Annotated in this window: 10 protein-coding genes; 4 read left to right on the top strand and 6 right to left on the bottom strand. The window is 40.4% G+C overall.

The window, feature by feature from the left end:
* Positions 1-122 precede the first annotated feature (122 nt).
* Together Xentx_RS19095 and Xentx_RS05760 are read left to right on the top strand one after the other, a co-directional pair.
* The gene (locus tag Xentx_RS19095; protein WP_167366716.1) at positions 123-290 is read left to right on the top strand and encodes a hypothetical protein; all 168 of its coding nucleotides are present in this window, start codon (positions 123-125) and stop codon (positions 288-290) included.
* A 44-nt stretch (positions 291-334) separates the two neighbouring features.
* Positions 335-814 (top strand): acetyltransferase, encoded by a 480-nt coding sequence (locus tag Xentx_RS05760; protein WP_244149824.1) that lies wholly within the window; start codon positions 335-337, stop codon positions 812-814.
* A gap of 121 nt (positions 815-935) precedes the next feature.
* Here Xentx_RS05760 and ushA read toward each other — a convergent pair whose 3' ends face one another.
* Positions 936-2,603, bottom strand: a complete 1,668-nt coding sequence (gene ushA / locus Xentx_RS05755) for a bifunctional UDP-sugar hydrolase/5'-nucleotidase UshA (RefSeq protein WP_074019324.1) — start codon at positions 2,601-2,603, stop codon at positions 936-938.
* A 244-nt stretch (positions 2,604-2,847) separates the two neighbouring features.
* Here ushA and Xentx_RS05750 point away from each other — a divergent pair, with 244 nt between their 5' ends.
* Together Xentx_RS05750 and ybaL are read left to right on the top strand one after the other, a co-directional pair.
* Complete coding sequence (locus Xentx_RS05750; protein ID WP_074019323.1) at positions 2,848-4,065, top strand: MFS transporter; 1,218 nt, start codon at positions 2,848-2,850, stop codon at positions 4,063-4,065.
* Positions 4,066-4,298: 233 nt separating this feature from the next.
* The gene (gene ybaL, locus Xentx_RS05745) at positions 4,299-6,011 is read left to right on the top strand and encodes a YbaL family putative K(+) efflux transporter (protein ID WP_074019322.1); all 1,713 of its coding nucleotides are present in this window, start codon (positions 4,299-4,301) and stop codon (positions 6,009-6,011) included.
* 89 nt (positions 6,012-6,100) lie between these two features.
* On the opposite strand, the gene Xentx_RS05740 is transcribed toward ybaL, so the two are convergent.
* The 5 genes from Xentx_RS05740 to htpG form a co-directional block, all read right to left on the bottom strand.
* Positions 6,101-7,411 (bottom strand): inosine/guanosine kinase, encoded by a 1,311-nt coding sequence (locus Xentx_RS05740; protein ID WP_074019411.1) that lies wholly within the window; start codon positions 7,409-7,411, stop codon positions 6,101-6,103.
* Positions 7,412-7,598: 187 nt separating this feature from the next.
* Complete coding sequence (gene wzz(fepE), locus Xentx_RS05735; RefSeq protein WP_074019321.1) at positions 7,599-8,711, bottom strand: LPS O-antigen length regulator Wzz(fepE); 1,113 nt, start codon at positions 8,709-8,711, stop codon at positions 7,599-7,601.
* Positions 8,712-8,874: 163 nt separating this feature from the next.
* A complete protein-coding gene (hemH, locus tag Xentx_RS05730; RefSeq protein ID WP_074019320.1) occupies positions 8,875-9,840 on the bottom strand; it encodes a ferrochelatase in 966 nt (321 codons plus the stop codon).
* 161 nt (positions 9,841-10,001) lie between these two features.
* The gene (gene adk, locus Xentx_RS05725) at positions 10,002-10,649 is read right to left on the bottom strand and encodes an adenylate kinase (protein ID WP_074019319.1); all 648 of its coding nucleotides are present in this window, start codon (positions 10,647-10,649) and stop codon (positions 10,002-10,004) included.
* A gap of 171 nt (positions 10,650-10,820) precedes the next feature.
* On the bottom strand, positions 10,821-12,710 hold the full coding sequence (gene htpG / locus Xentx_RS05720) for a molecular chaperone HtpG (protein ID WP_208607545.1): 1,890 nt from the start codon (positions 12,708-12,710) through the stop codon (positions 10,821-10,823).
* Positions 12,711-12,737: the final 27 nt, after the last annotated feature.

Raw genomic sequence — 12,737 nt, 5'->3', positions numbered from 1 at the left:
TCTGTTTTCTTCAAAACAGGGCCTTGTGATAAACCATAATGCCGATATACTTTCTTCACAGCGCAAAAATCACTAATTACCATTTCAATTAACTTGGTTTATTTAAATAGAAGAGGAATAAAATGGCCACCTCATCATTTTTTCGACAAATGGTTATCACTGATCCAAAAGCAATTAAAATGCTTAGAAGGGCTAATAGGAAGCCAAGAAAAAACAATTTTGAGGAAATCGATTTTGAAGCACAGCAAAAGGAGGCAATAGAGATATTAAAACGAAAATTCTCACTCTAAGTAAAATTCTTGCAGCCTTTGGTAATGACAGAACAAAAGAATATTTGCTCTCATTCTCCTGTCCATCTAACCATGACGTAGAATCATTTTTACATTTAAAATCAATTAGATTTGAACAAGCAGACGCAACAAGAACCTATTTAATTGTAGATAAAGAAGGATTTTTACTGGCTTATTTTTCTTTAACATTTAAGGAGATATCAACAAGCAATCTTGCCATTTCAAAGACAAAGATAAAAAAACTTAACGGTATTAGTAAGAACGCAAACTCTCTAAAAGTTTATTTAATTGGCCAAATAGCCAAAAACTTTTTATTACGTGAAAACCCAATAAAACTTAAAGATATTTTATTTCATATCAATATCACCATTGAAAAAGCTCAAGAGTTAATAGGAGGAAGAGTTACTATTTTGGAATGCCAAAACAATTCAAAAATCATCACTTTATATGAAAAAAATGGACTTGAAAAACTACCAACTAAAGGAGAAAACAATTCATTAATTACCATGCTATTTAATAATTAGATTATTATTCAGTCTTAACCGTTCCTATTATAGATTATGCATAACACTCCTTATTGATAATAAAAGGCCATCTGTCTCACAGATGGCTTTTTTATGCAGATAACTAACAACAATTTATTGATTAGTTGTTATTATTTATACGAATCTCACCTTTCGGTTCATAATCAGAGTCTTTTAATGGAGAATGTTTTTCAATATATCCTTTTAATACTTCAGCATCGACAAACCCCGTGTCAACATAACCAGGCAAATTATCAATCCGTGGATAACCATCTCCTCCAATCGCGTTAAAATTCAACGTCGCCATGCGATAAGTTTTATTTGGATCTAATGGATTACCACCAATTTTTACCTCACTGATATTCTTACCGTTCTTCACAAAGCTCACATTATAAAACTGCCCATAGGCGCCAGAATCCTTTTCCATATTTGCAACAGCCGTCAAATAGGTCAAGACTTCGCTACCTTTGAAGTCCACATAAACCACTTGGTTAGCAAATGGATGAACTTTCATAACATCCTTGTAAGTAATATCCCCTGCTTCAATCGAGTCACGAATTCCACCACCGCTCATCACTGCAAAATCAGCGTTTGTTCGTTCCATCTGGGCAGCCAATACAAGATGTGCCATATTTGTTTGCACGAAACGTACCTTACTGCGATCACCTTCTAATTTGTTATCTACTGAACCTATTTTTACATTAAGTATCCGGCTGCCCTTGTCTTCATAAGGTGTCAGCAGCTTAAGCATTTCAGGATTTTGCTTAATTTCATGTGTATAGTAAACACGTTCCGTACTGCCATCTTCTTTTGTCACTTTATTCTTTAGATTAATAGGGATCAATTGATAATGAACCAGCTTGAATTCACCATTACGGAATTGAAAATCAGCCCGGCCTACGTATTTTCCCCATTCATGAGCCTGAACAATCCATGTGCCATTTTGGCGATCGGGAGAACAAGGTGTACCCGGAACATAATCTACTTGTTTATAGTTTTTATTCTCCGCAGACATACATACCGGATCTTGTGAATGGCCACCCACGATCATATTTAAATAACCCGCAGGCAAACTGCGTGCCATTTCAACATCTCCCGGCGCATTCGTGCCATGATGACCATCGTCATAGTGCCCCATATGGGTTGCCGCAATAATCACATCTGGCTTTTCATTCTTTTTCAGCTCTTCAATAACTTTTCTGGCTTCTTCAGCAGGAACGCGGAATTCAACATCCGGAAAATTAGCTGGATTACCTATTTTCGCAGTATCATTAGTTGTCAGGCCAAGCACAGCTATTTTCACGCCTTGTTCATCAAAAATGACATATGGCTTAAACAGGCGCTTGCCTGTACTGGTTTGGTAAATATTGGCAGAGAGAAATGGGAAATTTGCCCATTTTTGTTGTTGGAACAATACATTTAAGGGCTTATCAAATTCGTGGTTCCCTAATGCCATCGCATCATATCCCACCAGATTCATGCCCTTAAAATCTGGCTCAGCATCTTGCATATCTGATTCCGGTACGCCAGTGTTAATGTCACCACCTGACAATAACAATACGCTCCCCCCTTTCTTGGCAACCTCCTGACGAATGGAATCTACCACCGTTTTTTGGGCTGCCAAACCATACTCACCATAATCGTTATGCCAGAAGTGACCATGATGATCGTTAGTATGCAAGATGGTAATGTCATAGGTTTTATCTTGTTCCCAGGCGTTTGCAATTAGCGGTGCCAATGATAGAGAAACAGCAAGGGCACATACTGACGCTTTAAATGATAATTTCATGGGATATCTCCATGTATTCTAAAATTTCTGTTGGTTATATGGCGATGATGGATCATCCCTTTCAAACCGTTGCTTAAAAGATTTCACCTTTTTGAAATTGCGGTCAAATTATATAGATATAAATAATAATTTTGTTAATTATCTAAGATGTATTATGGTATGAAAATTAAACAGCAACTCAACAAACCTAAAAAAATTTACCCCTGCACACTTTGTTGATAATGACATTGATAAGCGAATAAATATGAGTGAAAAAAGTAAAACGGCCTCTTTTCCAACATCACCAACAAAAACACATCAAACAGTTTTTTCAATTCTTGGTGCCATCAGCTTATCCCATATGCTGAATGATATGATTCAATCACTGATTCTGGCTATTTATCCACTGCTGCAATCTGAATTTACTCTCAGTTTTATTCAGGTTGGCATGATAACGCTAACCTATCAAGTAACTGCCTCCCTATTGCAGCCCCTTATCGGTTTGTATACTGATAAACATCCTCAGCCCTATTCACTGCCTATCGGCATGGGATTTACCTTATCTGGTTTGCTTCTATTAGCTTATGCTGAAAGTTTTTCAATTATATTAATAGCCGCCGCACTGGTCGGTACAGGGTCATCCGTTTTTCATCCAGAATCGTCACGAGTCGCACGCATGGCTTCAGGTGGACGTCATGGTCTGGCACAATCTTTATTTCAAGTAGGGGGAAACTTAGGAAGTTCATTAGGTCCACTGTTAGCAGCTATTTTCATTGCGCCTTACGGCAAAGGAAACGTCGGTTGGTTTTCCCTGGCAGCATTGTTAGCTATCGTAATCCTCTTGCAAGTCAGCCAGTGGTATAAGATGCAGCATCGGGTTATAACCCCGCTATCTTCTCATACCAATTCCCTGCCAAAGCTGCCTAGAAAAACTATCATAAACTCTTTTGCCATTCTTTTGTTACTGGTTTTCTCCAAGTACTTTTACCTAACTAGTATCAGTAGCTACTATACTTTTTACCTGATACAGAAATTTGGCTTATCAGTACAAAATGCCCAAATCCACCTATTTATATTTTTATTTGCAGTAGCAGCAGGTACCCTGATTGGAGGGCCCGTTGGGGATAAGATAGGTCGGAAATATGTCATTTGGGGTTCAATTCTTGGTGTTGCACCTTTTACCCTGCTGTTACCTTATGCTTCCTTATTCTGGACAAGCATATTGACGGTTATTATTGGTATAATATTGGCCTCTGCGTTCTCTGCTATTTTAGTTTATGCTCAAGAGCTCATTCCTGGCAAAACAGGCATGATTGCAGGTTTGTTCTTTGGCCTGGCCTTTGGTATGGGTGGTATTGGGGCTGCCGTACTTGGTTATGTCGCAGATAAAACCAGTATAGAATTGGTTTACAAAATTTGTGCTTTTCTACCTCTTCTTGGTATTTTTACTCTGTTCTTACCAAATCTAGAAAAGAACACTTAAAAAAGACAAGGAAAACTCTGGATAATCACCATATTTATTACAACATCTTTCTTTGTAAACTAGCGTAAATAATTGCAATATATACATTAAATTACATTAAAATAGTATTTATATAGATCACTCTCGCTTTTACCACTCAATATATTTTTTTGTAATCTTTAATTATTTATAGAATGTATTATTACCTCACCTAACTACAAAATTTATATACTCACCACCCAGAAGGAGATTTGATGGAGCACTCGACACCTCTTATCACGACCATTGTTGGCGGTTTTGTTCTTGCCTATCTGCTTGGCATGCTTGCGCAGCGCCTGAGAATCTCACCTCTGGTAGGATACCTCGTAGCAGGTGTACTAGCGGGTCCCTTTACTCCTGGTTTTGTTGCCGATACATCTTTAGCTCCAGAACTTTCAGAAATTGGCGTGATCTTACTGATGTTTGGTGTCGGTCTACATTTTTCACTTAAAGATTTGTTAGCCGTCAAATCAATTGCCATTCCTGGTGCTATTGCCCAAATTGCAGTTGCAACCTTATTAGGTACCGGATTATCAATGCTACTCGGTTGGGGGTTGCTCAACGGCGTTGTATTTGGTCTTTGCCTGTCTACCGCCAGCACAGTAGTATTGCTCAGGGCATTAGAAGAACGACAGCTCGTTGATAGTCAGAGAGGACAAATTGCCATTGGTTGGTTAATTGTTGAAGATCTGGCCATGGTACTGACGTTAGTATTACTTCCTGCAGCAGCAGGAATTATGGACAGCCAAAATGCAAATATTGGTCAATTGCTGTTAAAGATATCTCTCACAGTTGGAAAAGTTATTGCCTTTATTCTGTTGATGATTTTCGTCGGACGGCGGGTCATTCCTTGGTTACTGGCGAAAACTGCTGGGACAGGCTCCCGTGAACTATTCACACTGGCTGTACTTGCCATTGCATTAGGTGTTGCTTATGGTGCGGTGACACTATTTGATGCTTCATTTGCCCTCGGTGCCTTCTTCGCTGGTATGGTACTGAATGAATCAGAATTAAGTCATCGGGCAGCGCAAGATACTTTACCGTTAAGGGATGCTTTCGCAGTTCTTTTCTTTGTTTCCGTTGGTATGTTGTTTGACCCTATGGTTTTACTCCAACAGCCTCTGGCGATTTTAGGAACCCTCGCCATTATTATCATTGGAAAGTCATTAGCTGCCATGCTATTGGTCAGAATGTTTGGACACTCACGACGCACAGCCCTAACCATTTCAGCCAGTCTCGCCCAAATTGGTGAATTTGCCTTTATTCTCGCGGGGCTTGGTGTCACGCTGGGATTCTTGGATGGGGAAGCCCGTAACCTTGTACTGGCTGGCGCCATCATTTCAATCATGCTGAATCCTGTTCTATTCAGCTTACTGGATCGCTATTTGGAAAAAACAGAAACCATTGAAGAACAATTACTCGAGGAAACACTGGAAGAAGAAACTCAGATCCCTGTCGATATTTGTGGTCATGCTATTGTAGTGGGTTATGGCCGAGTGGGAGATCAGCTTTGTCAGCGTTTACAAGAAAAACATTTTCCAGTCGTGGTGATTGAAGATACACGAGCCCGATTTGAAGAGTTAGGCGAAATGGGTATCAGTGCCGTAATGGGTAACGCCGTCAATAAAGAGATCATGGCCTTGGCAAGGCTCGATTGTGCTTGTATTTTATTCCTGACAATCCCCAATGGTTATGAAGCGGGTGAGATTGTTGCGAATGCCAGAGAAATCAGACCAGATATCAATATCATTGTTCGAGCACATTATGATGATGAAGTCACTTACATTAAAGAGCGCGGCACTAACCACATTATCATCGGTGAACATGAAATAGCACGGGCAATGGCTGATGCACTACCTGAATATGAAGAGGGTTGTCCAATAGAGCCACCATTATTACATCCACCAGCGACCCCATCATCAACATAACTTATGAGCCAAAGGAATATCCTCATAACATGGGGATATTCCAGTAAATCCAATAAAAACAGTTAAAAAAATATCTCAGGCTGCCAGAATCAACGTTCCCAATAAGATTCTTCCAGACTATCTTCTTTCTCCGGCAACCCTCGAGTCAGACGCGGAGAATGCTGACTCAACACCTGATAACTCACTCTATTAGCGTACTTGCATACCTGTGCCAAAGAAGAATAGGTTAAATAAGAGCGCGCATGTTTGCTGGAATTCGGTACATTCATGCGATGATAGCTGTTGGCAGTAATATCATGCAGTAATGCAGATAACGCTCCATCTCCAGCACCATTGGTATTCATAATTTTTTCAGGCCCCCCCATATAAGGTTCAATATGGGAATAGACCCGCATTGGATTTTGGCAATCCACCTTACGCATCGCCCGACTAAATTCATAGCGATTAAATTCTGCGATAGCACCAGGTAGCAAAGGATGCAATGTTTGGCGCTTGTGTTCTTCCTCAGTGTAACCCGCCATATATAATCCAGCAGGCCCAGCGGTACATAACACCAAATCCACCCAATTTAGTGCCATGTCAGCCGCTAATAAAGGATCGCTGAAACCTGTCAATTCACAAGCTTCATCTTCATTCATTGCAACAACAGAAACATTTTCAGCCAGAAAATCGCGCCACCATTGCGGATCATCTGCAATGACATATTTTGTTCCTAACGTTAATACAACAGGTACGTTATATTTCTTCGCATACTCAATGGCCTTCATCGTCGCTTCCGGCATTGGCTCACCCTGTTTACAACGCACCAAATAAGCGGTAATCACCAAAGCTGATGCTTCCGCAATAATATGTTCAGGAATGCTTTCTGGACGAAGCTGATTCATTAATCCAGGGCTAATAGCAAATGTTCTTTCACCGTTTCCCGTCACTAAGGTAAAACAGCGGCCAATTGGGCCATCAACCCCCTGAAGGTGATTTAAATCCATACGACTGGAGGTATTGCAAAGATAACAATACGCATAACTTCCTATTTGGATGTTATTACACATCGCGCCAAGCAGGACGGATTTATCGTCAGCCAGCACAGAATAGTTGTGCAAAGTATTGCCGATAGTGCCACCCGCAAATTCATGGCTGATAAGATTCTTCTCTGTCAGCTCCTTGTAAAGAGCCTCAGCTACATCATCTTCAATAACTAACGAATGTCCCTGGCTTAGGTTATAACGTTGGATAAAATCCTCATCGACTTTGGCTTCAATATCAACCAATGTCTGGTCAATACCAACAATGTAGGCTCGATTATTTTCGGTATCCATCATCTCTTTGATGGGTTGGAGCAGAGGATCTCTTAAACTGACAGGAAAATAGTGTTTAGATTTGCGTTTACCAGGGAATTTCATAATTAATTGTTGCTGTAGAGCCCAAATATGCAGCATGTTAGCATAATATAGTGTGTCACAATACCGGAGAGAAATAAAAAATATGGCGTCAAAAATGAAGACAGCCAATGCTATTACAACATTGGCTGCCAAAATATCAGCTATCAAAATACATATTATCTATAACGTATTTGAGTTATAAACAATATTAAGCCTCTTGTTTCTGCCGACTACGTACCATGTGGTGCAACAGAACATACATGATGGATAAAATAAAACCAATAAAGCCTGCTCCAATCAAAATCAGCAAACGCTTAGGTGAATCTTTTGAAGTTGGTTCGTAAGGTTCCTGCATATACTTGAATGGCACAAAATCAACTGTATTAACATTCACTTTTTCCAGATTTTTAATATACAACTGGCGGTTACGTAGATCCGCATCAATTTTAGTTGGATCAGTAATTTCTTCAGTAATCTGTAACTTACGTTGCAGTGCATCAGAACCCAGCGCAATCGAATAATCTGGGTCATCTTTGATCATAGCCCCACCATTTGATACTGGCTTTTTAATCCCAGCAGAATCTGCAAGAGAAATCGCATACTTCAATCGCTCAATATCCACGCTGCGCATATTACCGATACGCTCCAAATCGAGATCATAAAGCTTTCGGGAGTACTCCAGTTTCTGATACACCATATCACTCAGTTCTTCTTTCACTTGATCACGAACTACGGAAGAGACGAATTTGATATAGCCATTTAATAAATTGTAAGAATCTTCTGCATTGCCAGCACTGAAGGAAAGTTTGACTTCATCGAAAACTTCATCATCTTTCTCTTTCTTAGGTAAAGATATGGTAATGTCTTTATTAACAATATCCTCGATCAGTTTTCTTTTTTCTTGACCAGAATCAGTATGATTTTTAGCGGACAAAGCCTTAAAGTAATCGGTATTAACCAAATATTCTTCACGCAATACACGTGAATTATAGTTTTCAATAAACCGCTTATACAGTGATCCTTCTGTCACTTTGGGATCTATATTCAGAACATGCAAATCCGTTAACGCATTTTTTAATGGCTGAAACTCTTCTAGATCCGGTTTCACTACAGCGGCTGTACTAGTCCATTTTTGCGGTAAAAATGAAGCAACACCGAAACCAATAATTGCAAAAACGAGAGATACTACAATGATCAAATATTTTGATTGGAAGAGGACAGAGAATAGTTCAAACAAATCAATTTCATCCCCCCGCGCTGGATGATAATAGTTTGTATGCTCTTCGTAAAAATCGGGGTGCTTAATAGGTTTATTACTCATTATCTATAATCCAATCTAAATAATTTTGCTTTTCATTGATATGCAAGCACTTTCTCTCGCTTATCAAATCCATTGGTTAAAAACCATATTCCTTAAAATCATACGACGATCAATGTCTGCCATTCACCATACGTAATAATGTTCCATAATCAGCAATTGCAAGTTACTTCATGACATTGCTTACCAACTGCTCAAGTAAAGAAATGTGGGCGTCATTATCATTAAGTGCAGAGATATATTCAAACTTTTTCCCACCAGCTTCTAAAAAAGTAATTTTATTCTGTTGATTAATCTCTTCCAACGTTTCCAAACAATCTGCCGCAAACCCCGGACACACCACTTGAACATGTTCCACACCTTGGCTCGGTAATGAAGCCATGGTTTTATCGGTATAAGGAGATAACCACGGTAAATAACCAAAACGCGACTGATATGTCATCATAATTTTATCTGTTGGATAATCCAGTGCCTGATGCAACAGTTCAGTCGTCGCCTTACAATCCTGTGGATAAATGTCACCCATCTTTGCCAGACGTTCAGGGATACCGTGATAGGAAATAATTAATCGATCAGGCTGGCCATGCTTTTCAAAGCTCTGTTCAATGGTTTCCTTTAGTGCTGCAATATAGGCAGGATGTGTGGCATAACTACGGACAAAATGCAGGGTAGGAATTGTCCGATATTCTCGCAATATTTTACTGATCCCGTCAAAAACCGCTGCCGAAGTTGTACTGGAATATTGAGGATAAAGTGGCAGTATAATAAGAGCCTCAATTCCCTGTTGTAACAAACTCTCTACGGCCTGAGATAAAGAAGGGGAACCGTAAGTCATTCCCAAAGCAATAGGGATATCCACCAACTTTTCACCCAGCAATTTCTGCTGACGACGACTATAAACTAATAAAGGAGAACCTTCTTCCATCCAAATTTCTTGGTAAAGCTTAGCAATTCGAGAAGAACGGAAAGGAAGAATAAAACCATTCAAGATAGGTTTCCAAATAAATGGAGGAATATCAACTACCCTTCTGTCACTCAGAAACTTTGCCAGATAACATCTTATTGCTGCTGGTGTTGGCGCATCAGGTGTACCAAGATTCACTAATAGGACACCATACTTCTTGCTACTCATTCCTCAGAGCTCCATTAAAACGACTGACAATCTAGTATAAAGCATGAATGATAGTTACATGTAACATTTCATGGAGTAAATTTCTCTAGGGTAGCGTGAACTATAAAAAAAGTCAGGCGGTATGGAGGCCGCCTGTTATAACAACTCAAGAGAACACGAAATCATTCGCCCAGAATATTAGCCAGCTCTGTGCTAACTTCCGCTACTTGACGAGTACCATCAAGTTTGAAGTATTTTGTGTTACCGGCCTGTGCTTCTTGCTGATAGTAAGAAACCAGAGGTGCTGTTTGTGCGTGGTACTCAACCAGACGTTTACGGACAGTATCTTCCTGATCATCTTTACGGATAGTCAGCTCTTCACCTGTAACATCATCTTTATTCTCCACTTTTGGTGGATTGAATTTGACGTGGTAAACACGGCCGGACGGCGCATGCACACGACGACCAATAATACGTTCAACGATGATTTCATCAGGGACATCAAATTCCAGCACATAATCAACCTTGATACCGGCTGCTTTCATGGCATCTGCCTGAGGAATAGTGCGTGGGAACCCATCCAACAAGAAGCCATTATGACAGTCATCTTGTTTGATGCGCTCTTTAACCAAAGCAATGACCAGCTTATCAGTTACCAGCTTGCCATTATCCATCAGCTCTTTTGCTTGCAAACCCAATTCGGTGCCAGCTTTTACTGCAGCACGTAGCATGTCACCTGTAGAAATTTGGGGAACCCCATATTTCTCCATGATAAACTGTGCCTGAGTCCCCTTACCGGCGCCTGGCGCGCCCAGTAGAATAATACGCATTGCGTAAATCCCCTTGCTATTTGCTTTTCATATTTTAAAGAAAACGTACCACCATACCATTTGAATAGGGAATGGCTCAAGAAAACAGGTAAACGTTTCCGCATTAACTAAAAAAATAAACCACGCCTCATTTTTCGTTGAGGCGTGGTTTTTATCATTATCTCAATAAGTTTAAGCTTTTTCAGCTAATAATAATTGATTCATACGACGAATAAACTGGTTTGGATCATCCAATGTGCCACGTTCAGCAAATAGTGCCTGATCCAACAGCAATTCTATCCAATCAGCAAATTGAGCATCATCATCAATATCAGCCGCTTTCTTAACCAGAAGATGTTCCGGATTCAGCTCAAAGTTATAACTTACTTCTGGGGCAGTCTGGCCCGCTGCTGCAAATAGCTTCGCCATTTGAGTGCTCATTGCATTGGCATCAGTGGTTACGATAGCTGGAGTATCTGTCAGACGATGGGTTAGTTTCACATCTTTCACGCGCTCACCCAACAGAGTCTTCACTCGCTCAATGAATGGCTCCAATTTTTTGTCTGCTTCTTCTTGCTCAGACTTGTTTTCATCCGCCAGTTTGTCGAGGGTTTCATCAGCCTTGCTGACAGATTGGAGTGGTTTACCATCGAATTCAGTCAGGTAGCTCATCATCCATTCATCAATACGGTCGGACAGCAACAGAACCTCAATTCCTTTCTTACGGAATAGCTCTAAGTGTGGGCTATTCTTCGCCGCAGCATAACTGTCTGCCGTAATGTAATAAATCTTCTCCTGCCCTTCTGCCATGCGGCCAACGTAATCTTCCAGAGAAACGGTTTGAGCAGAGCTATCATTATGAGTTGTAGCAAAGCGCAGTAACTTAGCAATAGCTTCTTTGTTTGCGCCATCTTCGGCTGGACCTTCTTTCATCACCAGGCCGAACTGCTGCCAGAAAGTTTGATATTTTTCTGCGTCGTCTTTTGCCAGTTTATCCAACATTTGCAATACACGTTTAGTCAGTGCACTGTGCAGGTTACGTGTGATTGAACTATCTTGTAAAATTTCACGAGAAACGTTCAATGGCAGGTCGTTGGAATCGATCAGACCACGGACAAAGCGCAAGTAATTTGGCATGAACTGTTCAGCTTCATCCATGATGAATACACGCTGTACATATAGTTTCAGGCCATGTTTATGTTCGCGGTTCCACATATCCCACGGTGCCTGGGAAGGAATATATAGCAGGCTGGTGTATTCCTGCTTACCTTCAACGCGGTTATGGCTCCAAATCAGAGAGTCAGTAAAGTCATGGGAGATGTGCTTATAAAACTCCTGATACTCTTCATCACTGATTTCAGCTTTATTACGAGTCCACAAGGCCTGGGCCTTATTGATTTTTTCCCATGTAACGGTAACTGAATCGTCTTCTTCGTTTTTAGTTTGAGTTTCGATTTCAACTGGCAAGGCAATATGATCAGAATATTTGCCAATGATGGAACGCAAACGCCAGTCGTTAAGGAATTCGCTTTCCCCATCTCGCAGATGTAGGGTAATTTCTGTACCACGCTCTGCTTTTTCAATATCAGCAACGGTGTAGTCACCTTCTCCCGTTGATTCCCAGAACACACCTTGTTCAGTGGGTGCCCCTGCTGCACGAGTACGTACGGTGACTTTGTCAGCAACAATAAATGCAGAATAGAAACCTACACCGAACTGACCAATCAATTGGCTGTCTTTTGCTTGATCAGAACCAATGGATTCAAGAAATGATTTAGTACCAGATTTTGCAATCGTTCCCAGATTATCAATCACTTCATCACGGGACATGCCGATACCATTATCGCTGATGGTGATAGTTTTCTGTTCTTTATCAAGAGCCAGACGAACTCGCAATTCACCATCATTCTCATACAGCTCAGGAGCCGACAATGCACGGAAGCGCAATTTATCAGCCGCATCAGATGCGTTTGAAATCAGTTCACGGAGAAAAATTTCTTTATTGGAATAGAGAGAGTGGATCATCAACTGCAACAATTGTTTGACTTCAGACTGAAATCCACGGGTTTCCTGACCTTTCATACTCATTTATTACCTCAATCTAAATCC

It is taken from the genome of Xenorhabdus thuongxuanensis (assembly GCF_001908095.1).
Classification (GTDB): Bacteria; Pseudomonadota; Gammaproteobacteria; order Enterobacterales; family Enterobacteriaceae; genus Xenorhabdus; species Xenorhabdus thuongxuanensis.
This window is presented reverse-complemented; position numbering and strand designations above follow the sequence as displayed.

Excerpts from the sequence above, each read along its gene's own strand:
- Xentx_RS19095 (WP_167366716.1), top strand. The coding sequence starts at position 123 with ATGGCCACCTCATCATTTTTTCGACAAATGGTTATCACTGATCCAAAA.
- ushA (WP_074019324.1), bottom strand. The coding sequence starts at position 2,603 with ATGAAATTATCATTTAAAGCGTCAGTATGTGCCCTTGCTGTTTCTCTA.
- Xentx_RS05750 (WP_074019323.1), top strand. The coding sequence starts at position 2,848 with ATGAGTGAAAAAAGTAAAACGGCCTCTTTTCCAACATCACCAACAAAA.
- ybaL (WP_074019322.1), top strand. The coding sequence starts at position 4,299 with ATGGAGCACTCGACACCTCTTATCACGACCATTGTTGGCGGTTTTGTT.
- Xentx_RS05740 (WP_074019411.1), bottom strand. The coding sequence starts at position 7,411 with ATGAAATTCCCTGGTAAACGCAAATCTAAACACTATTTTCCTGTCAGT.
- hemH (WP_074019320.1), bottom strand. The coding sequence starts at position 9,840 with ATGAGTAGCAAGAAGTATGGTGTCCTATTAGTGAATCTTGGTACACCT.
- adk (WP_074019319.1), bottom strand. The coding sequence starts at position 10,649 with ATGCGTATTATTCTACTGGGCGCGCCAGGCGCCGGTAAGGGGACTCAG.
- htpG (WP_208607545.1), bottom strand. The coding sequence starts at position 12,710 with ATGAAAGGTCAGGAAACCCGTGGATTTCAGTCTGAAGTCAAACAATTG.